The sequence below is a fragment of the Herpetosiphon llansteffanensis genome, assembly GCF_003205875.1.
In the GTDB taxonomy this organism is placed as follows: domain Bacteria; phylum Chloroflexota; class Chloroflexia; order Chloroflexales; family Herpetosiphonaceae; genus Herpetosiphon; species Herpetosiphon llansteffanensis.
Map to the genome: position 1 here is coordinate 16,700 of NZ_PUBZ01000112.1, position 23,170 is coordinate 39,869.

Consider the following 23,170-nt stretch of genomic DNA (forward strand, 5'->3'; position numbering starts at 1 on the left):
CCACTTCCCCTCATTATGATTGCGAAACGTAGATCTAGGTTGACATATGACCTCATCAGCGAGGTTCTGTCATCAGAATGACAGGCGAGCTAGATTTCATCAATGGGCTGGTACGGGAAACCCTGTTAGATGAGAGTGAGGACTCAAGAGGGGCTATGTTATAATAGAATAGATACATGTGTTCACTTTTTTAGTAATTCGGAGCCTGATTCCATGTCCTTACCCCTTGCCGACTTGCTGCCAGCTGGGGCAACCCCTACGTTTAGCGGCCATGAAACATTTGCCCTGCGCGGGAACTGGCTCAAGAAATCACATGATATTCTACGAACCACCCCCGACCTCTTCTATCGCCAAGATGCCTTTGTTTTGCTCGGCGTTGGGAAGAATATGGCGCAATCAATTCGCTTTTGGGGTCGTGTCTGTGGCATTTTTGCTAAATCAGGGGATAGTCGTGGCCATGTCATTTCGAGTCTCGGGCACCACCTCTTTGACGATCGGGGATGGGATCCATTTCTCGTGACACCGACCGCACGCTGGCTGCTGCATTGGCGGATAGCAGCGCGACCTGAAACAACCTTCACCTGGTTCTACGTCTTCAATATGTTACGGGGCGGCGATTTTGCAATCCCTGATCTTGCCAAAGAAATCACGGACTTTGTTGACCGCCAAGGGATGCGTCCACCTTCCGAGACCACGCTCCGGCGCGATATTGAATGCCTAGTCAGTTGCTACTGCCCGCCTGAGGCAGGGAGTGCCGCTTTATCGGAAGATGCCCTTGCGTGTCCTTTGCTCAGTCTTGGACTTATCCAGATGCTTCCTGGGCAGCAGCGATACCGATTGAGCATTGGTACTCGCCTCGATCTTCCGCTAGAAATTGTCGCGTTTGCCATTCGAGAGCAGATGCAACGGCTCAATCGAAAAACCATCGCATTTAGCGACCTCGCGTATGCACACGGCTCGCCAGGGCGCGTTTTTCGATTAGACGAAGATACCCTCCTCAGTTATGTGACGCGCATCCATGAGGTCACCAACAACGCAGCCTATTACTCTGATCAAGCTGGCATTCGGCACGTCGCTTGGCCGACGATTGATGACCCAGAAATAGCACACCACTTACTCACGCAGGCGTTTGACAGCGAGGCTCGTTATGTCAGTTATTGATACTCCTTTGCCCATTGCGACGCGCTATACGCGCTCTATTCATATCTTGCATGATTTTTCCAATGATCAGGTGGGCGTTCACGACTATCAAGCCACGCCGCTGGTTATTCAAACAGTATCGCGTGTACTTGAGGGTTTGTCTCCACACGCAACGGCACGGGCGTTTTCAATCATTGGCCCCTATGGTGCAGGCAAATCAGCATTCGCGATTTTCTTAGCCCACTATCTGCAAGCACCTCAGACCCTGCGGCGCCAGCTCCTTGAGAAACATGCCACTGATGGTATTCCGAGTACTCTGTCCTATGATGCACCGAGTCTCTTATCATTAAAAATTAGTGGAAACAATGAGTCACTTCGTTATTCCATCTTACGTGGGCTCTTGGATCTTTTTGAGGCAACGTCGTTTCTCGATGATAAACGCCTCAAGTTACCCCGCAGTATTGCAGCGGCGCTTGACGAGGATGTCAGTCCACAACAGGTCGCTCAATTCCTCAGTGAAACCAGCGCTTTAGTGAAGGAACGGAGCGCGTTTCAAGGGATCGCTATCATTATTGATGAGCTTGGACAATTCCTCTATTATGCCTCACGGCAGGGCGATGAGCAGGACTTATTTGTCTTACAAACCATTGCTGAAATGGCGGCCCGCAGTGGTACGACTCCTATCATCATTGTGACGATTCTCCATCAAGCCTTCGAACGGTATGCGAGTACGTCTGGGATAGCTCGACGGGCCGAATGGGCAAAAGTTCAAGGGCGATTTGCGGAACTTCCTTTTCAAGAACCACCGGTGCAGATCCTGCGAATCGTCGCTCGGGCACTGTGTCCTGATCCGACACGGGACCCATATGCAGCCGTACGCCAGGCGTGGGCCGAAGAATTTACACCACTCACCGAATCGTTGGGGTTACGACCGCCCGAAATTACCCTCGATGATTGGAAAATACTTCTTGCGAGAACCTATCCACTGCATCCCACGGTGCTCGTGGCGCTGCCCCCACTTTTTCGTCAGTTGGCCCAAAATGAACGGTCACTATTTGCATTTCTTACCGCGCCGGAGCCCCATAGTGTCCCTGATGTAGTCCAGAGTAGCGCTGATACCAGCACTGAGATGCCGATCTATCGCCTTACCCACTTGTATAACTACGTGCACACGAATCTTGGCGCGAGCCTATTTGGCCGCGCACGAGCACAACGGTGGGCTGAATTAGCAGAGGCGCTGGCACAGGTAGGCGATACATCGCTGGTCACATCCGATGTTTTAACCATCATTGGCACATTAGGAGCATTGGGGCAAACGTACGGATTAAGGGCAAGTCGTGAGCAAATTACGTTTGCCCTCCGCGATCGCTCTGATCATCCTGCCATTGATGCTGAATTGGACGGACTCAGCAAACGGAAACTTGTCACGTATCGCCAACACCGTGACAGCTATATTGTGTGGGAAGGAAGCGATCTCGATATCGATGGCCTTGCTCAATCAGCACGTCAGGTGCTTGGCAATACTGTTAGTTTAGTTAGCCTGCTCCAACACCACGCCGATACGGCTCCTTTATTAGCCCGGCGCCATAGTTACGTCACCGGAGCAACGCGTTCGTTTTCAGTTCGCTATGTTGATATCGCCTATCTTCTCTCAAATCCTTCGGTTACCCCGGAGGATGACGGCGAACTGCTGTATGTTGTGCCGGCAGACGACAGCGAACTGAATGCAGGGTATACATGGGCAACCGATCGCACGCATCATCACGAAAACCATCGCATTATCGCGTTACCCCATCGTATCCGTGAACTCCGCGATCTGCTCTTGGATGTTGCAGCGCTGCGGCAAATCCTTAATGAACGCCCTGAGTTGGAGAGTGACCGTACAGCGCGGCGTGAAGTATCAAGCCGTCTTGCAGAGGCCCAGCAACTTCTTGCGCATACGATTGCAGAGACCTATGCGCCTGGCCGTAGTCGATGGTTTCGCCTTGGACACGAGGTTGATGTCCAAACAGCACGCCAGGTCGATGACCTCTTATCCCAGGCATGCGATGAAACCTATCATGCAACACCCCATATCTGGAACGAACTGATCGTCCGTCGCCAACTTTCAGCGGCGACGGCAAAAGCTCGGCGCAATCTTGTTGAGGCGCTGTTAAATCACGCCGATAAAGAAATCCTGGGCATAGAGGGATATCCGCCAGAACGTGCTATCTATGAAAGCGTGCTGCGACAAGGCACGTTTCATCGGTTAGACAGCGATGGGAACTGGTATATTGGGGAACCCACCAATGATGATCCTTTGCACATTAAGCCAACATGGGACGTGATGGAGCGCTTCATCGCGGAAAGTGATGCAGAGCCCCGTCCGTTGGTTGATCTTTTTAAACGCATTGAGCAGCCTCCCTACGGAGTCAAACTTGGCCTCGCACCCCTGCTCTTCGCGCTTCTATACGCGACCCATGCCGGCGAAATCGTCATCTATGAGCGTGGAAGCTTTGCGCCAATTATCGACACCGCATTGTTCGAGCGCTTGTTGGCCAGACCAGATGTGTTCTCCATCCGCTTGAGTCACGCTAAGGGATCGCGGTTTGCCATCTATGAGCGATTAGCACGAACATTAGCGCCGCAGGCGTTGAACCAACGTGTGCAACCAGCCTTGGTTGCGGCATCGCTGCCACTGTTTCGGTTATTCCGTAGTTTGCCGGACTTTAGTAAGGCAACCAAGCGTATCAGCAAGCCTAGTCAAGCCATTCGTGCCGCATTACGTGAAGCGCGTGCACCGGATGAGCTGTTGTTTGAAAAACTCCCCATTGCGTGTGGCTTTGCCCCATTTATGGCGGACGAAGTCCTTAATGAGATGCGGGTTGACATGTTCTTCTCGGCCTTGCGAACTGGACTCGAAGAATTACAACAGGCCTATCCACAGTTGCTCACGCATATTCGTGAATGTATTCATCAGGCATTTGAAACATCTACCGTTGAAACTAATGCCTTGCGTGCTGAACTCAGTGAACGCTATACCCTGATTGCAACATCAACGGGGGACACTCTGATCCGAGCTCTCGGCGTACGGTTGGAAACGGCGGATCATGGCAATGCGTGGGTGCATAGCGTTGCAACCTTGGTTGCGAAACGTCCGCCGGATACTTGGACTGATCATGACATCGCAACCTTTGAAAGTGCAATTAATGATTTAGGTCGTCGGTTCCGCGTCACCGAACAAGTGGCAGTGGCAGCCCAAACGATTAGCCCCGAAGCACGGGTGCTGAGAGTTGGGGTAGCGAGTGGGCAGGGCGAACATAGTCGTGTTGTCCGTGTATCAAATCCAAAAGATCCAAAAATGGCACAACTCCACAATGAACTCCGTGATGTGCTTGCGCGCTATGGTACACTTACCAAAGAACAACAAACAGCAGTATTAGCTGAACTGTTGGATCCTCTTCTGACCGAAAATATCGCAGTTGATCTGATCCCAAAGGATGCTACTTCTCATGACTGAGCATAAACCTATTTCCGATTGGGCATCGCTTCCAGGACGACACATTGTCAACCTGAGTGGTGGTAAAGATAGTACCGCCTTAGCGATCTACTTGAAGGATCATATTCCGCAACTTGAATATATCTTCTGCGATACGCATAAAGAGCTTCCCGAAACCTATGAATACCTCGATAAGCTTGAGGCGTTCCTCCAAAAACCGATTGCCCGGCTGAATCCAGACCGAGGATTCGACCATTGGTTGGATATGTACGGTGGCATGTTACCCTCGGCGCAGGTTCGCTGGTGTACGAGAAAGCTTAAAATTGAGCCGTTTGAGGCCTACGTTGGGAATGAGGTTATTTGGAGCTATGTCGGTATTCGGGCTGATGAAGGCCGAAGCGGGTATGAGTCCACGAAACCCAATATTACACCTGTCTTCCCCTTCAAAGAGCATGGGCTCAATATTACGGATATTGAGCGCATTCTTGCTGAGAGCGGCATGGGGTTGCCTGAATATTACAGTTGGCGACAACGCAGTGGCTGTTTTTTCTGTTTTTACCAGAGAACCGGAGAATGGGTAGGACTTAAAGAACGGCACCCTGATCTCTATGACGAAGCAAAAAAATATGAATCAGAAGGCGGGAGCGAACAGTTCTATTGGCGGCAGCGCGAAAGTCTCGCCGAATTAGAACACCCCGATCGCCTCAAGCAAATTAAGCGCGATCACATTATTCGTCTTGAAGAAGAGCGGCTGCGTCGCCCAGATCGAACGCTGCTTGACCTCGTTGGCAAGGTACTCGATGATGAGGACGATGACAAAGGCTGTGATATCTGTCATTTGTAAGCTGATTCTTTGCTAACATAAGAGGGAGATCATGCATACAAACCCTTTCGTAACCTACCTCAATCGATATACAACCGTCTCCTCAGATCACGAAGCGGCCTTTGATGAATTTGTAACCCAATTTCACCCGGTAGAGTTTCCAAAGTTGCAGTTGCAAACGAAGGTTGAAGCGTTTGTACGCTTGACCTTCAAGCGCCCCAATCCACCATCGATTATTTTGACAGGCAACGCAGGTGATGGAAAAACCTATCTGTGTCGACAAATAATTGAGACCTTTACTGGTAAGAAACTGAACGATTGGTCGGATAATGTTGATTGGCCGATCGAACATAGTGGTCAACACCTACGCGTAATCAAAGATTTTTCCGAGATGGAGGAATCAGTTGGCAAGCAAGTTTTAGAAGAGCTTGCGGCACAACTGACGCAACCAAAGCCGACAATGATCTTTTTGTTGGCAGCCAATGAGGGCCGTTTACGTGCTGCACTTAATGGGGATCCGCTGTCGCAACTTCGGGATAACGTTTTTAAACAACTAGCTAACGGTCCTGAAGTTGATAACCACCAACTTGTAGTGATTAACCTGAATAATGTAGCAACATCGGCGTTTGTGGATCAAGTTCTATCATGGATGACGGAACCTGATCATTGGATCAGTTGCGCCCATCGATCATCACCACATGAATGCCCAATTCATGTTAATGCTCAACGTCTTGCCCAACCCCATATAAGAGCACGTGTCCGATTCCTGTACCGAATCCTTGAACATTTGGGCATTCATGTCACCATTCGTGACATGCTCATCCATCTTGCCTACACCATCACTGGTGGACAGGATTGCAGTACGTTAAGTGCGACACCGGAACGATTTCGATGGTCATATCATCAATTCGCTTACTATCAAAACCTCCTTGGTGAATCGGCAGATGAAGCATTTCGGCGCAAGTCAGTTGTGATCCGCCATCTACGTCGCCTTAATTTAGGGAAGCATTCCTATTTTCGCATTGATGATTTCATCGTTAACGGACGTGCTGAGAACCCAGATATTCAATCGCAGCACGATATACTTTTCGCTCCGCAGATTGATCTAGGTATCACTGTATTTCAGCAGGAACTCGCAAGTTATTTGCGAAGCGGCAAATCAGTTGCCGCAGATGGCGAAGATCATGCGCTACTTACGTGGCTCCCACATTGCCGTCGCAAACTCTTTTTCGAGCTCAATTACCCTGCACTGACCGATCATCTTTTCTCATTTACGTATCTACCGATGTATTTTCGCTTGCTGGCAGGGGATCAACAGGTACGCGAGCGCGGTGTAAAGGCATTAGTTCTGGGTTTAAATCGGGCATTTACAAGCTTGTATCTGATTGATACGGTCTATTTGTATATCACATCACATTATGCTCATTCAGGTGAACAATCTATCCCCTTGATTCAATTTCGTATTCCTAGTGATAACATCTCATTGGAGCGCACTAAGATTGATAAATCAGTGATTGATGTAGATACTGATCAACTCGTGCTTGAGATTTATCCCCCGCCTAGGGTGCAGGCTGAACCGATACGCTGGCCATTAGATCTCTTGAAATTTGAATATCTGATGCGCCGCTCCGAAGGGAGTACGGCAGATATTCTTGCTCGTGAGTGTGAGTTGGCAATTCAGCAATTCAAAAGCGAACTGCTTCATCGATTTGGCGGTGGTCTATCCCTTGAAAAGGATCTACGGTTTTTTGCTCCAGCCGGAAATGAATACACCATTCATACATTGCAAATTACAGCAACCGAATCGGAAGGTAACTAATGAAGCAATACGGCAATACCGGCAATACCGATGATGTGAAAACGGGATACCCGTTGGCAGCTTGGATTTGGGGTCACAGACTACGAGTTGGCCAGCATTGGATGGAGTATTTGCTGGAATTTCTCAATGTATTGGCTGGATTCAATTACCAATTGGGACAAGGCATCGACCAAGATGTACGCTGTAAATTGAGCAATTATCAGCGCTTTAGTCGCTTAGGGCTACGGCGCTTTGTTTTTTATGATGAGCACGAGAAGACACCTAATATCTATGATACAGCGGCTATGAAGCGCTTGCGTAAAGAATTAAGCCAAGTAACCTGGTTGATAAACGGGGACGGATCAGGCGAGGAACCATTTTCGTTGGCCAAGAAGCTCTTGCGTTCCTTTTCCGCTGTCGAGGATCAACGCTCGTGGTATGCCAAATCTTTGTTACCGGTGCATCATGAAATGTTGTTTTGGGAAGCATTGCGCAAAGGCGCAACCAAAGCCGAAAAAAATATTGATGTTAATGCGATTGATGAAGCCTCCTATGATAAGAATATCACCTATAGTGATCGGAACTTCTTTGCCCGCGGCGGTGAACTCTATTACCTGATTTTATCCGCTGGAACGCAGTCACGGCAGCCTATTGGGCAGAGTATTGAGAAATCCATCAACCAACTTTTGCTTGAGAGAAATACCTCATTAGGCACACTAGCCCGACATATCGACGCAACATGGCAAAGTGTCGTGAAGCTAGGTGAGATCGATGCAAACACTGGTAGCTTGGGCTGGCTCCTGGATCCTGACTGCGCATTGTATCGTCAGATTGCCGATGATGTATTCCAATTACTACAAGCACCTCTGGATGCATTAGAAATGCTTGATATGCTTGCTCATATGATTGGCTTTCATTTAGTGTTATATATTTATCATCGTGCCCATCCTAACTCACATGCTCTAACGCATGCGGATGGCTCTTGCATGAGGACATGTCGACCTACTTTGATGATTGATCTCCAACATGGAGATGGACAACAAGCAATTCGGAATGTATCTGCCGCAACATTCCGTGATCAGGATACGATGATCCGACAAAAAGCCTCACGCTACGTCCAGGATCAGATTGGGTCTCGGCGAAAATATGATTCTACCTTAATCGATATTCACGATAGCATTTCCGTGCAGTTTGGTTTTTCGTTATTACGCAAAACTACTCGTGATCTATTTACGGCACAGGTAGAGAAACTAGCAGATAGTGTCGCGGAAAACACGATAAGCTTTGATGTCGCCATTCAACAATATACTGACCAGCTCGAAAAGCTGTTATTCAATGATTTCGATAAGAACTTTAAGGGTGTTCACACAAAACTAGCGAAAGCGATTGGCTTTGTCGCTCCTTACAAAGGGCCAAATCCGCGCTTTGTGTTGAGTGATACACTGCTCCGAGCTATGACCTTCGCTATTATTCCAGTTAATCAATCATTTACCTTTCATACATTCTTGCAGCTGTTGTACGAACACTATGGATTGGTGATTGGCTATCAAGAGGCGAAACTCGCCGGACTTGTTGAACGCCATCGCATTAACAGCGAATACTACCAACGCAATACAACCGCGTTTCTGGAGAAACTTCAGCATGCAGGCCTGGCTGTTGAATATTCCGACGCCACAGCGCTGGTATTCGGCAGTAAAGTATAAGGGTGTCTTGAATGTACGGTGAAACTATGTCACAAATAATTGCCCACTCAATCTACCGTTTTATCAAGCGCCAGCTTATTAAGCACGATGGTCAGCGAAAGTTTTTCCGGGTGGATGGATTTGAAGACGCAATCTACCGAAACTTGATTCAGCGTTTTCACGACGAAAAATTCACCATTGGTGACTATAGCCTTGTTGTGCGCTCAACAGGTCTGATTGAGGATTTTGAACTTCTAACTGTCGAACAAGATAAATCTGCTACATGGTATCGTAATCACGTTGATGTTAATACAGCACTTATTTTATTATTTAATCGCGTTACAACCGATGCACAAAGTCTTAAGGACTTGTACACGATTACAGAGTCGACAATATCTGTTGAAGGCTTCGATGATCTCCTAACGGAAACATTTTCCTCCTATATGCTTCTACCTGGCTCAACCAAAGACTTGAAAGATTTTATCACCAGAGTTGAGCGAAATCTATTTAAGCCACAACTGCGAGATCTTGCCGATTTCTTGGAAGCAATTCACCAATATATGTCTGCTAATGAGGGTGTAGGTATTCAAGAAGCAATCGCTGAAAGCCTACCAGCTTTAGGATTATTTCGATGTCGCCGACTAGCTAGTGTCATGGATCGCACAAAGACCAATCGATTATTAAGAGACATTTATAGTGGTTCACGCCTTGGCGCAGAATTACTCAACGATCGACAACTCGCTGATTTTCGACATCGCCTTCAACGCGAAAAAGATAATTTCAGCGATGAAACGGCACAAGGAGGCATATCAGCCATAGAAAAAGTACACCTTATCGAGCAATTTCTAACCACTGTTGTCCATGATGCTCACATACGAAGACGAATTTACTCGATTGACTGGGATGAAATCGTTCGAATCGTTCATAAAGCACCTCCAGCCAAAACGAAGGCAACATTGCAGATTTTGCAAAGCAATATCACTGAATCGCTTACGGATCACGGTATTGAACTAGACGAACTTGTTGCAGCAGACCAGCGATTTATTCAACAATTTACTGATGGGGAAATCCCTAATGCTGAGGATATTGAACGATTCTTAGATGACTATGGCGATATGCTGTATGCGCCTGTTAAGAAAAAACTTCATGATTTGACACCTATTAAAACCTTTCGGCATGCTGATTTTATGGTTGCTGTAACGCAAGCCGTTCTTGCGTTGGCTGGCTCGGTTGTATCGATATCCGATGGGATGACTTTCCTTGTGAAAGCGAACGATCTGAAAGATTCAATGACAGAGCAAAAAGATCGTGAAGCGTTGCGTGCGTTTAAGGTGCTATACGGTGGGATTGATCAGTTGATGCCAAGCATTAACTGGAATCTTTCCGCTCTTTGGACTGCACTTGTCGAAGCTGAAGATATCACTAATGGCTCAGGAAATTCCGACGACGATCAGCGTTTGTTGAGCGGGAAAGTTGAACTATCCTTCTCCTTATCATTCGTTGGGACCGATGGGCAATCTGTTCCTGGTCGGTCTACAGAAATTGTATGGATATACAATGTCGATGGACCACAAGCTATTAGTGTCACTAACCTCTTTGCTGAACAAGTGAGGATGATTGTTGAGCAACCAGTCAATCGCATTCCCATACCCTTGTATCAAACAACCATGTCGAGCATCAAAGTCGCAGATTTTGATTTGAGTCGCCCGCTTCGTAGCATTGGCATTTGGTATGATAATCCCCAAGATCTGCGCCAAGAATTGTTAGCGGCTCTCAGCGAACAAACCACCAATGAAAGCTTGGCGCTGCTTGATCGAGTAGTATTGAGGCTAGAACGAACATGGATGCGCTTTATTGATACAACATTAAGTCAAGGTGTACTTGCAGCACCGCTCGAAGAACTCCTTTACGCGTATCAAAAGCTCATCGACACTGCTGGTGAAGTGCTTCAATCAGATCAAGAGCATGTTCCTGGTTTGCGTACTATCAATCGAGCTTGGCTTGTTGGTCCACAACAGTTTGATGACTGGGCAATTGTACCGTTCGTACACCCACTGAAGCTTCAGTGGTGGCAATCTCGAGCTACGGTGCTGAACCACATGATCTGCCGTTTATGCGACCCACAGGAGCCGGCCAGCGCAGTTGATCAAGATCGGTTGATGCAGGAAATTGATAGTGCCTACACATCGACGTCGATTCCGGCTGTGTTAGCCCTCCCGTACAAAGGAGGGGCCCCCGATTTTTACCTCCCAGTACAAGAATTTATGGGCTATGAACTGTACCGCATCAGCAGCCAGGCCGGCATCGCGCATGGCTTCGCGCCAGAATTAACATCTGCTGGCGAAAGCGATCAGGCTGTCAAGCAAGCTGCTTCAGCCTTGGCGGCAGTCATTGAGGACTACGTCGAAACCTATCCATTTGTGCGTGATGGCTTGGAAATCTATATCATCAATTGCCGCAATGGTGCGTTACCGGGAGCACTCGTGGAGCAGATCAGTCGCCGCTTAGAGCGCAACAATACCCGGTTGCGCCTTAACATTATTGTGCATACTGATCGTGGAGCGCCCATTTATGAGCATGTTACCAAGTGGCTTACGGCGCACGAGGAATTCGAAACACGGTTCGAAGACAGCTTTTTCCCGAGGATAAGCCTTAAAGTGCGTCAATGCACAATTGATGAACTGCTCCAAACCGTTGAAGATACCGATATGGTCATTCTTCCGGATGTAATTGCTGAGCGGGGACAACAAGTTCAAATTCGGCCCACGACGTTAGCGCACACAACCGATTCTCCCTATCACATGATACGCTACGGCGCCTACCAAGCACCCCATCAGCAAAAAGAATATACTCGCGATATTATTCTTACCCACCACGCAGCACCAAAGGTGCACCAAAGCTTTTATCAACTCCAGGATGCTACCTATCGCCGTGGCCGTATGCAAGAGCAGAGTGTTGAAGTCGCACTGCGGGTAACCCTCCAGGATTGGCAGCACGAGCTTAAGTTGCTCCATAAGGAATTTAACTGGGTGGTGTGCTACGACGCTGTAGTTGATCGATTTCTCCTTGAAGCAACTTTCCCCAACGAGGTTGATGTAATTCGCTACTCGTTGGGACTTGGACCAAAACGGCGGCATAATCTGACCGTTTCGTCATCGAACAAGACTCGCGCCCAAGTTCAGCGACGCCTCATGGGTAACCTCAAAACCATGTTTGGTTCGATGGCTCATACGCAACACTTAACGCTTGCTGAGCAGTTGATCATTCACGCTAATCGTATTTCAGGTGATATCGTCCTACGTGCGGCTGGACCAGGGGCGTTTCTAAATGAACTGATCGGTATGGTTGCGGCCTATTATGACATTGAACGAACCTATCATCAAGCGAATCCAAAGGCATTTACGACCTGGATTTACCTGGAAGATTTTTCGCAGTGGTTTAAGAAGCGACTACCTGACCTCGTATTTGTTGCAATTACGTCTGGCATAACTGCCCCAGTTCATCTGCATATTCAAGTTATCGAGACCAAATGTGTGGGCCAAACAAGTTTCCCTAATGAAGCACGAGAAGCACGAGAACAAGTTATTCACGGCTTGAATCGCTTGGCGCAAGTATGGCAACCGGGTGCAAAACATCTTGATGCGTCGTATTGGTATGATCAACTATATCAAGCCTTAGTTGGCACCATCTCCTTGCCAGCAGATAAAGTGAGTCTGTGGAATACAGTTCGAGATGCTATTCCAATAGGACAATTTGAACTAGACATCAGTGCCCATACATATGTGTTTTGCCACGATGGGACGTTAGATAGCGGCCTCAACACAGATACAAATGTTATCCGTCAGAAAGATGGTCGCGAAACCGTGCAATGCCATCATTACTCGAGAGACGGCTTGCGTAAAGTACTCAGCGATCTGATTAATACCTCAGCGACGGTTGATACTTTGCTACTACCGGTACAATCCAACGTGTCACAACCCTCAACTATCAGCAGCACGCAAAGCAATGGAACCGTGACGCATCCCTCGGTATATGATGGACAAAACAAAGCTGGACTTGAAACGAAAAGTACAGACATCCAGAGCACTCGTGTCACCTCGATTGATCAATCAGTCCAACCAACTGCTGAAATCAATCCGTTGCCGCTCATCGAATTTGATGATGATAGTGTAGCGGCTAAAGCATCAGCAAGCGATGAAATTGAATTGGCGTCGTCAACACAAGACAGCAATGATGCCCTTATCGAGTGGATGAAAACGAAAGGGCATGATGTTGTTCGGGCTTTGCGACATTACAGTATTTCCATTAATCCGCTCGATGTACAAGAAGCGGATATTGGTCCAAGCATTGTCCGATTCAAATTACGTCCGCGTCCAGGCGAGAAATTGAGCCGTATTCAGGCGATTGCCGAGGATTTGCAACGCGAGCTTGCATTATCGACTGTGCCACTCATAGACAACATTGCAGGAACCAATTACATTGGTCTGGATATTCCGCGTCCGCAACCGGAAACAGCCGAATTGCTTGCATCGCTTGATCATTTACCACCGCCTGAAATCGGCCAGATGCCGCTGCTTGCAGGGAAAACACCGAACGGTGATGTAATTATGCCCAATCTGACAACGATGCCGCACATGCTCGTTGCAGGCAGCACTGGCTCAGGCAAAACCGTATTTTTGTACAGCATCATCGTCAGCCTATTGCATCAATTTGGACCAGAGCACCTCCAACTGCTGCTCATTGATCCGAAGCAAACCGATTTTGTTTATTTTGAAAATATTCCGCACCTCTTTGAAGGTAAAGTTGTCCTGGAAGCCACTGAAGCCATCGAGAAACTCAAAAGTCTTACAACGGTGCACCTTGAAGAACGAACAACGCTGCTCCGCCAAGCTCGCTGCCGTGATATCCAAGGTTACAATACTCAACATTCCAGTGAACCAATGCGGCCCATTGTTGTCATCATTGATGAATACGCTGACCTGGTTCAAGTTCTCAATAAGCCTGCGCGTCAGGAGTTCGAGATGCAACTCGTCCGACTTGCTCAACGTGCCCGCAATGTAGGTATCCATCTGGTGATTGCGACCCAACGTCCTAGTGCCGATGTATTGACAACAACACTAAAGACGAATCTCCCAACGCGCGTTGCATTTCGTCTCCCATCACACCACGACTCGCAGATTGTGATCGATCGACCAGGAGCGGAAAATCTGCTTGGAAAAGGTGACATGCTGCTCTTGAATGATGGACAAAAAACGCGACTCCAAGGCCTCTATATCCGGCATGACGATCTCGAAACCTGGCTCACTCAGCAGTCATGGTGACAGTAAGCCACGGCTCCTTCTCAAGCAAGGCAGAGTTAGGACAGGACGAGCACGAAAAAGTCGGGGGCATGGGAATCATGCGCACCCATCAGTGTTGGTGTAGATGTGGGGCGGGAAACGCGATGACGAACAGCAACACCCCGTAACGCAAATGGGTCGGATGCTGCGTATTGCGAAGCCGACGCGCTATGGGCCGCTGCCCCCGAGTTTTTCGCGATCTCCAAGAAGGTTTGTTGCAGATGCTCTTTTAAAGCGACGTGATTGATAAGACGCATTATCAATCACGTTACCCCTCCCTACCCCCATCTACGTGATTGATAATGCGATCGTTTTCTGCTACACTATCGCCAGTGTATCGTGATTGATAATACGGAGCGCTCTATGCACGAATCGTTTAGTCGCTATGTTGAAACCTTTAGCGTCGGAAAATCGATCCATACGCTCCGGGCTATCCGATCGGATCTCCAGCGATTTGCAACGTGGTGGGAACAGCGGATGCAGCAGCCTTTTACACCGGAGCTCGTGCGTGACCGTGATATGACTGCGTGGCAGATCTATCGCCAAGTCGAAAGCGGCGCGAAGCCCACGACGATTAATCGCGAATTATCGTCGTTGCGGGGGTATTGTGCTTGGGCTGTGAAGCATGGATGCATGCCAACCAACCCTCTGGCGGATATGCGGGTTCTTCCGCCTGATCCCTTGGCCCCCCGTTCGCTTCCGATTCTCGCCATCGATATGCTGCTCCGCGAAGTTGGGAACGATGCAACGAATATATTTCGCCAGCGTGATGAAGCACTGATCGCCCTGCTTGCCTATGCTGGTCTGCGGGTACAGGAAGTTTGCGACCTGCAGCTGCGCGATATTGATCTCGCCGGCGAAACGATTACGGTTCGCCGAGGCAAGGGCGGAAAAGCGCGGCGCGTCCCGCTCCACCAATCGTGTATTAAGACGCTCGCTGCGTATCTCGTACTCCGGTGTCCACACGGTATTCCTCCGATTGGTGATCCCGCAGAGCGAAGAGCCGTCTTTCTTGGAATGGATATTACCCAGCCTGGCCAGCCGATCGAAAACCCCATTAGTCCACAGGTTATTCAACGTCTGTTCCGACGTGTGGCCCAACAAACTCAACAACGACTCTTGGCCGATGCCCATCGAACATCAATCGTAACGCGCAAACAAAATCTGATCCAGGCTGCACAGAGTTTGACCGAGGCCTCACCACATAGTTTACGCCACAGCCTTGCCCGGAGAATGTTGAATAATGGTGCCACGATCGTCGAAGTACAAAAAGTTCTTGGCCACAGCCGGCTCGAAACAACCGCCCGCTATCTGATGCCCAATGAGGATGAGATCCGCGATGCAATCAATCGCTCAGGCCTGTAAGGAAAGACGTAGCCATATAGCGGGAAGTGTACAAACTTTCTCGCTAAAATATTCAACGAGTATGACGCAATGATAGAAGATATAGTAGCACGCTAAGCCACGACATGGTGGCTCTGGAATATTCTCGGTGCAACGGCTCTTGACGGCAGGGTATGGAGGTGATGCCGCTGATCATTTGGAGCAGATCGTGACGCTTCCATTGCATCACCGTGATCTCTTTCACCGCATGCTGATAGCACAAGCGTTGGTCGAGCAGATTCCGATTTTGGGGCGGGATAGCACCTTTGATTCCTATTAATACACTAACTCGAATAATTAATAAATCAATATAAAGAATTTTATCAGCTGGTAGTTGAAGACTTGTTCCAATATCCCCTATACAGGGGATTTTTTTCATGCTCATGCCAGAAATCGCCCTCATGTGGCTCTCAAGATAAAGAATTTTATCAGCTGGTAGTTGAAGACTTGTTCCAATATCCCCTATACAGGGGATTTTTTTCATGCTCATGCCAGAAATCGCCCTCATGTGGCTCTCAAGAGGATGAAGCGTACAAGGAGTTAATGATGAAGAAACACGAAGCGCTTGCGTTGCTGGATGCCATTGTGGATGATTTGTCCGATAGCGAGTTATTTGAGGATGTCGGAGAAGCAGGGTTTTTGATGGTGCGGGAGTCGCTGGAAATCACCATGCTTGCCTTACAAGGGCGGTTGCCCTTCGCGTTATCCCATCATCAGATGTTCATGGAGATTCTGAGCCACCAGCTGGCAGCTCCACCCAATGAGCACATGAATTGAACGAAGTGGCGTGATGCTGAAGCCGCAATGCGCGTGGATAGGGAATACAGCGCGGTGTTGCGTAGAGGACGCTGATTTGGTATGCTGTGGGCCTCGACGTTCGCCACGGTAACGGCAAACGCGCAGTTCATGGGGTGAACTGTGCGTTTTTATTGTCAGGTAGCACATTCGCGATGATGAGCATGATCCATGGTCATCATTGCTGGTCTCGTGCCTCATCCTACGCATACTTGCCCTCACTTCCAGTATGGTGGTGAGGGCGTTTCTTTCTGTGTAGCCCCGACTACGAAGAGAAGATTGTCCCCCACCATACTTGGCAGACCGTGAACCTCAACCAGAGCATGCGGCGCGTTATGCTGACCGCGGATTGCGAGCGTAGGTGCGTGTCCGCCAGGAATTTCATCCATCGTTTGCTGGAGATGCAGCACATGACTTCCTATCGGTTGTTTGTTGGCCTTGATATCGCTGCGGCCACGTTTACCGTCTCATGGATGACCGCCCATGGTCGCCCCTGCCAGGCGCTGACCATCGCGCAAAGCACGGATGGCTGGATGGACGTGATCAAACGACTGCTCGTCCTTGAATCTGATCCATCTCAGATTTTCGTGGTGATGGAAGCCACGGGATCGTATTGGGTTGGGGTGGCCACCACACTCGCTGCCAAAGGGATTATTGTCAGTGTGATCAATCCAACGCAAGCCCATCATTTTCCAAAGCCATGCTCAAACATGCCAAAACGGATGCGATCGATGCGCAAACCTTGACCCGATTGGCCGCAACCTTAACTCCCCTCCCGTGGACTCCCCCACCAGCGATCTACCACGAGATTCAGCAACGGTTAGCTCATCGCGACACGTTGGTGGATGTGCGGCAGCAGGTGCGCAACCAGCTGCATGCCTTGCTGCAACTCCCCATGGTGAGTGCATCAGTCAAGGCCCAGTTCGAAGCCCTTGATGCGACCGTATCTGCGCAGATTGCGACGCTTGAGCTGGAACTCGGTCAAGTCCTGATGCACGATGCGGCGTGGCAGGCAACGGCTGAGCACCTCCGCAGTATTCCAGGGATTGGGCTGTTGACCGCATGTTGGTTACTGGTCACGACGCTGAATTTTAGTGCGTGTGCATCAGCAACGGCAGCCAGCGCCTATGCAGGCTTAGCTCCTTATCAGCAACAATCCGGCACAAGTCTTCAGAAGAAGGCGCGTCTGCGTCATACCGGCAACCAGCGGTTGCGTACCGCCTTGTATATGGCAACCCTCTCGGCCTGCCGGCTCAATCCGGCGGTCAAGCAGCTGTACGATCGCTTGCGCGCCGCTGGCAAGCCCATGAAGGTCGCCCGCTGCGCCGCCGCGCGCAAATTAGTGCACATCGCCTGGGCGGTCGCAACGAAACCACAGCGGTTCGACCCGGCCTACAGCGGGTAACAGCAGCGGAGAACCACACGGATGACGCCGCCCCAGCAGTGCTGTGGGCGTGATCGTCGTTGACAGGTTTAGGGCTTGGTGATAGGATAAATCAACCTTCTCCTCGCTCTTTTCGCCCACCAGCGGCCCCACTTCATGCGGGCCGCTGGTGGTTTCCACGGTCTGGACACACCAGACCATTGATGCTGCATAAGGAGAGCCCCGTGAGGCCAACCCTGCTCTACATAACCAATCTCAGCTATCAAGCCAAAGGCCGTGTCTACTACGAAGAAGACCTTTTCATTACGGCCCAGTTGCGCGATGCTTTTCAGATCGCGCTCTGCCACCCGCAGGACACCGCAGCTTTTGAAGCGGCCGCCGATGTGATTGTCTTTCGGAACACCGGTCCCGTGCTGGAATACCGTGAGGCGTATCTGGCCTTTCGCCAACGGCTCGCCGGTAGCGGCGCGAAAGTCTTCAATGATCTTAACGGCAAGGCCGATATGCGCGGTAAGCAGTACCTCGTCGATCTCACTAGGGCCGGGCTTCCGGTGATCCCCAGCGTTGATTGCCGGGACGACCTCGACCGGCTGCCGGCGGCGGTGACGTATGTCGTCAAGGACAAAGATGGCGCGGATTCGATCGGCATGGCCTTCGTCAGCCCCGCCGAATTGGTGCAGGTGGCCTTCGATAACACGCTGGCCCAGCCAAAAATTGACTTTCAGTATGAAGTCTCGTTCTATTTCATCAATCAAGCGTTCCAGTACGCGGCCTACGCCCCCGACCCGGCGCAGCGCTGGCGCATGGTGACCTACCCGGCGACCCCGAGCGACATCGCCTGGGCGCGCCAGTTTATCGACTGGAACACGATCACTCACGGCATCCAGCGCGTGGACGCCTGCCGCACACAATCCGGTGAGCTGCTGTTGGTGGAGCTGGAAGACCTGAATCCTTATCTCTCGCTGCTCGATGTGACCGCCGACCTCCGTGATGCGTTTATCGCCAATCTCAAGGCAGCCCTAACGCGCCTGCTCACTGCGTAGGCTAGGGATTCTTCGTCGTGGCCCATGGAAACGGCCGTTTGACGGAATACCAGATCTTCTCTCCCACAAGCGACCCTCAGCGGGTCGTTTGTGGTTTTAGCAGCGATGTCCCCACGCATGGCAGAAATCATCTTCATGTGGTTCTGGATAGAGCAATTACACAGGAGGTAATCATGCGGAAAGCAGACGCATTGGCCCAGATCGAAGGAATTATTGACGACTTGTCGAATGGGGAACTTTTTCACGCCGTGAGCGAGGAAGGCTATTTGCTGCTGCGCGAAGCGCTGGAAGTCGTCCAACTCGCGTTGCAGGATCGGATATTTCCAACCGAGGCGAACCAGAGAAGGCTCATGGAGATTATTAATCAGCAGTTGGCCAACCCACCCGATGAATTCCAGAATTGAGGATTGCACGCGCTATTGCATTATTCGTTGTATTGACAGACCCCTTTTCGTGATACAGTTTGAGGACAACAAAATGACCCAAAAACGCACAAAAAACTGTATCACGAAAAGGGGTAGGGTATGTGGCTCAATTATGGCGTATCGGATGAACGTGGTCTCGTCCACATCAGCGACACGCCGCGCGGGCGATCCGATCTGCACTGCCCCTATTGTCATACGATCCTGATTGCGAAGAAAGGCCACGTGCTCGCGCATCACTTTGCGCACGATGGCCCAACCTGTAACCCTGCAAACCGTACCACTGAGCTGCCCATTCTGCCCTTCTTTCACTCGTTTACCCTGCATTTGACCCCCAAACTCCTTGGCCAACTCCAAGCATTTAAGGATGGCCGACGCAGTGCTACCCACTGGCTACAACAAGAGCACTTGATTCGCTATAACGAGTTTACCCAGCGGCATGAGCTGACCAAGCTTGGCCAAATTCCCTTTGGCATGCTGTCCGTGAATCTCTTTAGCCAGGTCCATGATGCGCGTTTGGCCGATCGTCACGACCAGCTGGATTGGTGGCTGCACAAAGCATGGAAAGAGGGGAACCCCGTCGCGAGAGCGGATGCCGAGACAGATTTAATGCTCTATCGTGCTCAGTGGCAGCGAGTGTTACAGTGTGCCTTGTATGTCGTAGCGATTCAAACTGAAACCGATCAGTTCTATAAAGTTGGGATGACCAGCCGTCCAATCGAGGAGCGGATTTTGGAGATTCAGGCATCGCTCATGCCCCATATAGGCGCGGTGTCAATGCCAGCGGATATGCTCCCTTTTTGCCAAAATGATCAGTCCCCGGTTTGCGCATCCGTCTGTCCGCTGTTTGCTAGGATGCCGTGAATGGTTCCCGCAGCTCCTCCTTGGCATCTGCCCGCGGCTCGCCTGCCCGATCAATCAAGCCTGCCCGCCGTTTTTCTTTCAGGCGATAGCTCTCACCCTTGATGTTTAAGGTCGTTGCGTGATGCAACAGCCGATCCAGAATCGCCGTGGCCAACACCGGATCGCCAAACACCTCGCCCCAATCCAGAAAGCTCTTGTTGCTCGTCACCACCAGGCTCGCCCGCTCATACCGTCGTACTACCAGCCGAAAGAATAAACTTGCTTCCTCCCGCGTCAGCGGCAAATAGCCAATCTCATCAATCACCAGCACCTTCGGATAGCTCAATTGTTGCAGCACCCGCTCGAGCCGATTCTCATGTTTCGCCCGCACCAGCCGGGTCATCAGCGCTTCGAGACTCAGGAACATCGCCGAGTAGCCTGCCGTGACTGCCTTGACCGCCAAGCCCACGGCCAAGTGCGTTTTTCCCACGCCTGGCGGTCCCAAGATCACCACATTCTGCGTCCGTTCCACAAAGCTCAACCCCGCTAACTCGCGCACTTGGCGGCGATCAAGACTCGGCTGGAAGTCGAAGTCATACTGCTCCAAGGTCTTGACCCACGGCAATCGCGCCTGCCGCAGCCGGGTTTCAATCCCGCGATGGTCGCGGCCTTGCCATTCGGTCTGGAGCGCCATGGCAAGGAAACTTTTGTAGTCAAGATCGCGCTGAGCAGCCTGTTCACACACCGCGTCAAGTTGCGCTTCCAAATGATCCAGTTTCAATTTCTCCAATAATGCGGTTAACTCCATTGCGCCACCTCCTCATAGATCTGGAGCGGACGCTGTTCGACCTGTGGTATTTTTTTCCACAGCACCCGGTGGTGGTCGGGGATGGTCGCCCATCCGGCACTCGCTGGTTGCAGCTGGTGGGTGGCAACAACCCCTGCATCGATCAGGATGCGGAGTGTCTCGTCCAGCCCAATCCAGACCGTCACCACCGTGCCAATTAGTTCTGCCGGAACGCTGTAGCGATTTCCGCGCACGTTGATGTATCCATCAAAGCTGACTTTCCGGGTTTCATGGTAGGCGGTGTCGTAGCGGGTCGCCGGGAGGGGATGCAAAGTTGGGGCTTCGCGGGCAAACCGCTCCGCAACCTGTTCGTGCAGCGTGCCGTGGATGCGTTGGTCGGCTTCGTCGCGGAGCCAATCCGTCAGTTGTTGATTCAGGTGTTCCCAACTCGTGAAGGTCTGGTAGCGCACAAAAAAATGCTGTTTGAGATAGCCCACCATGCGTTCGTCTTTGCCTTTGGTTTGCGGTCGATAGGGACGACAGGCCCGGGGGACAAAGCCATAGACCTCGGCGAGATCGGCAAAGCGGGGATTGAAGGTCACGCGCCCATCGCGGCGATGCGCCAACACGGCGGCTTTTTGGTTGTCAACCAGCACCTCCTGGGGCACACCGCCAAAATATTCGAGACTACGAATGAGCCCTTCATAGGTATGCTCGGCATCCTCGCTGGGCGCACACCAAGCGTGAAAGCGGCGGGAATAGCCCAGTTGATTGACGATGAAATGGACGGTGGTTTTGGCTCCGGCAATGTCCGTTTGGATGGTTCCCCAATCGCTTTGGAGTTGCTGCCCAGGTTCGGTCTCAAAGCGCACGGTCGCCTGACTCGGACGCTGGGCGCGTTTGGGGGTGACATAGGCCCGCAGCAAGGATGCGCTGCCCGTATACCCAAGGGCGTAAATCTCGCGCAAGATGACGACCGTGTTCCAAATGTTTTGGGCCAACAACGTATCAATGGTGGTCTTGAACGGGTCGAGTTTACTCGGGCGCGGCGTGGGTGGCATGGGCGGGTCGGCGCGTTTGAGCACCCGACTGACGGTCTTGGGATGGATGCCGAACTCGGCGGCGATGTCTTTGTGATAGACACCGCGACGAACCTGTGCTTTAATCATGAGTACGTCCTCCTGCGCCAGCATCATGACCTCCTTTGTTGTGATTGGAAGTCATGTTAACTGGCAAATGGGGGACATTGCATTTTAGCATTCAGCGCTATTCTAGCATTGGCACTGACAGCGGCCACAATCAAGCCTTTAGGGGTGTTTCCCCAACGCGGCCACGTGGAGCCATACGTGAAGTTTAAGTATGAAGGCCAGCGCCGCGCGATCGGCAATTTCACTGAATATTTCGATTTTGCTGACATTAAGGCTGTTCTGCGGGATCTCCGCCGGATGCCTGCGAAGGTCTTAACGAGCGTTGAAGAAACGATCCTCGCTGGCATGCCTTCACCGACCATGCAGGCGATGGTTCGGGCGCGGCTGGAGCAGGACATCGCTACGCAACGTGTAGCGCAATAGCCTATCACCGCGAACAAACCAAGGCAGGCATGGAGGAGGCGCGGCAGGCGGGTATGCATGTTGGCCGACCGCGTGGCTCGTACCAGGCGAACGATGTGTTGCTGGCCAAGCCGAGTAGCCAAGCGATTATGCTATGTCTCAAGCAAGGCATGTCGCTGCGCGAGACGGCGGCAGCGGTTGGCGTGGCGGTCAATACCGTGCGCAAGGTGAAAGCGGGAATGGAGATGATTGACAGGGTTGATAGAATGGACACATCAACGGAATGAACTACTCTTTATTTGACATAATTTTTATGCAGCTCTTTATAATACAAATATGTGGTCAATTGGCAGGGTTGAATGTGGCTCAGGGAGTTGGCTCATTTGCAAAAGTGGACACAGAGGACTTGGAAGTATCGCCCCGATTACCAGGGGTTTAAAACCCAACAATTGGGCCGTGGACATGGAGATAGTTTTTCTTGGAAGTATCGCCCCGATTACCAGGGGTTTAAAACTCACGGAGTAGGCGAGCTTGCTGCCGTCCGGCGAAAGTCTTGGAAGTATCGCCCCGATTACCAGGAGGGCTGGACGAATTCCTGAGAGGTTTTGACGGGATTTTTCGCTGATCCGCGCCGCCGCTGACCAATCACCACGCTGGTGCGTGGTTTTTTTGTGAGCAGACCCGCCTCACCGCCCGTTGTGCT

16 protein-coding genes and 1 pseudogene are annotated in these 23,170 nt (G+C 50.7%); 14 read left to right on the top strand and 3 right to left on the bottom strand.

The window, feature by feature from the left end; all coding sequences use genetic code 11:
• The first annotated feature begins 213 nt into the window (after positions 1 to 213).
• From C5S61_RS17300 to C5S61_RS17330, 7 genes are all read left to right on the top strand, one after another.
• Positions 214 to 1,161, top strand: a complete 948-nt coding sequence (locus C5S61_RS17300; RefSeq protein ID WP_164689586.1) for a DUF4007 family protein — start codon at positions 214 to 216, stop codon at positions 1,159 to 1,161.
• Entirely contained in the window at positions 1,148 to 4,639 is a 3,492-nt protein-coding gene (locus C5S61_RS17305) for a hypothetical protein (protein ID WP_110516870.1), read from the top strand. The genes C5S61_RS17300 and C5S61_RS17305 overlap by 14 nt, the downstream gene beginning before the upstream one ends.
• Positions 4,632 to 5,462, top strand: a complete 831-nt coding sequence (locus tag C5S61_RS17310; RefSeq protein WP_110516872.1) for a phosphoadenosine phosphosulfate reductase family protein — start codon at positions 4,632 to 4,634, stop codon at positions 5,460 to 5,462. Before C5S61_RS17305 ends, C5S61_RS17310 begins: the two co-directional genes overlap by 8 nt.
• 31 nt (positions 5,463 to 5,493) lie before the next feature.
• Entirely contained in the window at positions 5,494 to 7,260 is a 1,767-nt protein-coding gene (locus tag C5S61_RS17315; RefSeq protein WP_110516874.1) for a P-loop NTPase family protein, read from the top strand.
• A complete protein-coding gene (locus C5S61_RS17320) occupies positions 7,260 to 8,942 on the top strand; it encodes a hypothetical protein (protein ID WP_110516876.1) in 1,683 nt (560 codons plus the stop codon). The genes C5S61_RS17315 and C5S61_RS17320 overlap by 1 nt, the downstream gene beginning before the upstream one ends.
• 26 nt (positions 8,943 to 8,968) lie before the next feature.
• Positions 8,969 to 14,242, top strand: coding sequence for a DNA translocase FtsK (locus C5S61_RS17325; RefSeq protein WP_164689588.1), 5,274 nt, complete (start codon positions 8,969 to 8,971; stop codon positions 14,240 to 14,242).
• Between the two features lie 381 nt (positions 14,243 to 14,623).
• On the top strand, positions 14,624 to 15,625 hold the full coding sequence (locus tag C5S61_RS17330; protein ID WP_110516880.1) for a tyrosine-type recombinase/integrase: 1,002 nt from the start codon (positions 14,624 to 14,626) through the stop codon (positions 15,623 to 15,625).
• Positions 15,626 to 15,677: 52 nt separating this feature from the next.
• Here the strand turns inward: C5S61_RS17330 and C5S61_RS17335 are convergent, their stop codons facing one another.
• Positions 15,678 to 16,133: a hypothetical protein gene (locus C5S61_RS17335; RefSeq protein WP_124033457.1), complete on the bottom strand. Its 456-nt coding sequence runs from the start codon at positions 16,131 to 16,133 to the stop codon at positions 15,678 to 15,680.
• 56 nt (positions 16,134 to 16,189) lie between these two features.
• Here C5S61_RS17335 and C5S61_RS17340 point away from each other — a divergent pair, with 56 nt between their 5' ends.
• The 5 genes and pseudogenes from C5S61_RS17340 to C5S61_RS17365 all read left to right on the top strand — a co-directional run bounded on the left by C5S61_RS17340 (position 16,190) and on the right by C5S61_RS17365 (position 20,151).
• Positions 16,190 to 16,420, top strand: a complete 231-nt coding sequence (locus C5S61_RS17340) for a hypothetical protein (RefSeq protein WP_110516884.1) — start codon at positions 16,190 to 16,192, stop codon at positions 16,418 to 16,420.
• Between the two features lie 491 nt (positions 16,421 to 16,911).
• Positions 16,912 to 17,843, top strand: a pseudogene (locus tag C5S61_RS17350) (IS110 family RNA-guided transposase).
• A 182-nt stretch (positions 17,844 to 18,025) separates the two neighbouring features.
• Positions 18,026 to 18,865 carry an ATP-grasp domain-containing protein gene (locus C5S61_RS17355; protein WP_110516889.1) on the top strand — a complete coding sequence of 280 codons (840 nt, stop codon included), beginning with the start codon at positions 18,026 to 18,028 and terminating at the stop codon, positions 18,863 to 18,865.
• A 173-nt stretch (positions 18,866 to 19,038) separates the two neighbouring features.
• Entirely contained in the window at positions 19,039 to 19,269 is a 231-nt protein-coding gene (locus tag C5S61_RS17360) for a hypothetical protein (RefSeq protein WP_110516891.1), read from the top strand.
• A gap of 120 nt (positions 19,270 to 19,389) precedes the next feature.
• The gene (locus tag C5S61_RS17365; RefSeq protein WP_110516893.1) at positions 19,390 to 20,151 is read left to right on the top strand and encodes a competence protein CoiA family protein; all 762 of its coding nucleotides are present in this window, start codon (positions 19,390 to 19,392) and stop codon (positions 20,149 to 20,151) included.
• Here the strand turns inward: C5S61_RS17365 and istB are convergent.
• Positions 20,138 to 20,938 carry an IS21-like element helper ATPase IstB gene (istB, locus tag C5S61_RS17370; RefSeq protein ID WP_110516895.1) on the bottom strand — a complete coding sequence of 267 codons (801 nt, stop codon included), beginning with the start codon at positions 20,936 to 20,938 and terminating at the stop codon, positions 20,138 to 20,140. The two genes, C5S61_RS17365 and istB, sit on opposite strands and share 14 nt — an antisense overlap.
• On the bottom strand, positions 20,929 to 22,110 hold the full coding sequence (istA, locus tag C5S61_RS17375) for an IS21 family transposase (protein ID WP_110516897.1): 1,182 nt from the start codon (positions 22,108 to 22,110) through the stop codon (positions 20,929 to 20,931). The genes istB and istA overlap by 10 nt, the downstream gene beginning before the upstream one ends.
• A gap of 153 nt (positions 22,111 to 22,263) precedes the next feature.
• Here istA and C5S61_RS17380 point away from each other — a divergent pair, with 153 nt between their 5' ends.
• Together C5S61_RS17380 and C5S61_RS17385 are read left to right on the top strand one after the other, a co-directional pair.
• Complete coding sequence (locus C5S61_RS17380) at positions 22,264 to 22,488, top strand: hypothetical protein (RefSeq protein WP_110516899.1); 225 nt, start codon at positions 22,264 to 22,266, stop codon at positions 22,486 to 22,488.
• Positions 22,489 to 22,541: 53 nt separating this feature from the next.
• Complete coding sequence (locus C5S61_RS17385) at positions 22,542 to 22,754, top strand: hypothetical protein (protein WP_124033459.1); 213 nt, start codon at positions 22,542 to 22,544, stop codon at positions 22,752 to 22,754.
• The last annotated feature ends 416 nt before the right edge of the window (positions 22,755 to 23,170 follow it).

What these genes read in the sequence shown, in the direction of transcription:
- C5S61_RS17325 (WP_164689588.1), top strand. Translation starts at nt 8,969, where the DNA reads ATGTCACAAATAATTGCCCACTCAATCTACCGTTTTATCAAGCGCCAG.
- C5S61_RS17300 (WP_164689586.1), top strand. Translation starts at nt 214, where the DNA reads ATGTCCTTACCCCTTGCCGACTTGCTGCCAGCTGGGGCAACCCCTACG.
- C5S61_RS17320 (WP_110516876.1), top strand. Translation starts at nt 7,260, where the DNA reads ATGAAGCAATACGGCAATACCGGCAATACCGATGATGTGAAAACGGGA.
- C5S61_RS17365 (WP_110516893.1), top strand. Translation starts at nt 19,390, where the DNA reads ATGTGGCTCAATTATGGCGTATCGGATGAACGTGGTCTCGTCCACATC.
- C5S61_RS17305 (WP_110516870.1), top strand. Translation starts at nt 1,148, where the DNA reads ATGTCAGTTATTGATACTCCTTTGCCCATTGCGACGCGCTATACGCGC.
- C5S61_RS17360 (WP_110516891.1), top strand. Translation starts at nt 19,039, where the DNA reads ATGCGGAAAGCAGACGCATTGGCCCAGATCGAAGGAATTATTGACGAC.
- istA (WP_110516897.1), bottom strand. Translation starts at nt 22,110, where the DNA reads ATGCTGGCGCAGGAGGACGTACTCATGATTAAAGCACAGGTTCGTCGC.
- C5S61_RS17330 (WP_110516880.1), top strand. Translation starts at nt 14,624, where the DNA reads ATGCACGAATCGTTTAGTCGCTATGTTGAAACCTTTAGCGTCGGAAAA.
- C5S61_RS17315 (WP_110516874.1), top strand. Translation starts at nt 5,494, where the DNA reads ATGCATACAAACCCTTTCGTAACCTACCTCAATCGATATACAACCGTC.
- C5S61_RS17355 (WP_110516889.1), top strand. Translation starts at nt 18,026, where the DNA reads ATGCTGCATAAGGAGAGCCCCGTGAGGCCAACCCTGCTCTACATAACC.
- istB (WP_110516895.1), bottom strand. Translation starts at nt 20,938, where the DNA reads ATGGAGTTAACCGCATTATTGGAGAAATTGAAACTGGATCATTTGGAA.
- C5S61_RS17340 (WP_110516884.1), top strand. Translation starts at nt 16,190, where the DNA reads ATGAAGAAACACGAAGCGCTTGCGTTGCTGGATGCCATTGTGGATGAT.
- C5S61_RS17310 (WP_110516872.1), top strand. Translation starts at nt 4,632, where the DNA reads ATGACTGAGCATAAACCTATTTCCGATTGGGCATCGCTTCCAGGACGA.
- C5S61_RS17385 (WP_124033459.1), top strand. Translation starts at nt 22,542, where the DNA reads ATGCATGTTGGCCGACCGCGTGGCTCGTACCAGGCGAACGATGTGTTG.
- C5S61_RS17335 (WP_124033457.1), bottom strand. Translation starts at nt 16,133, where the DNA reads ATGAGCATGAAAAAAATCCCCTGTATAGGGGATATTGGAACAAGTCTT.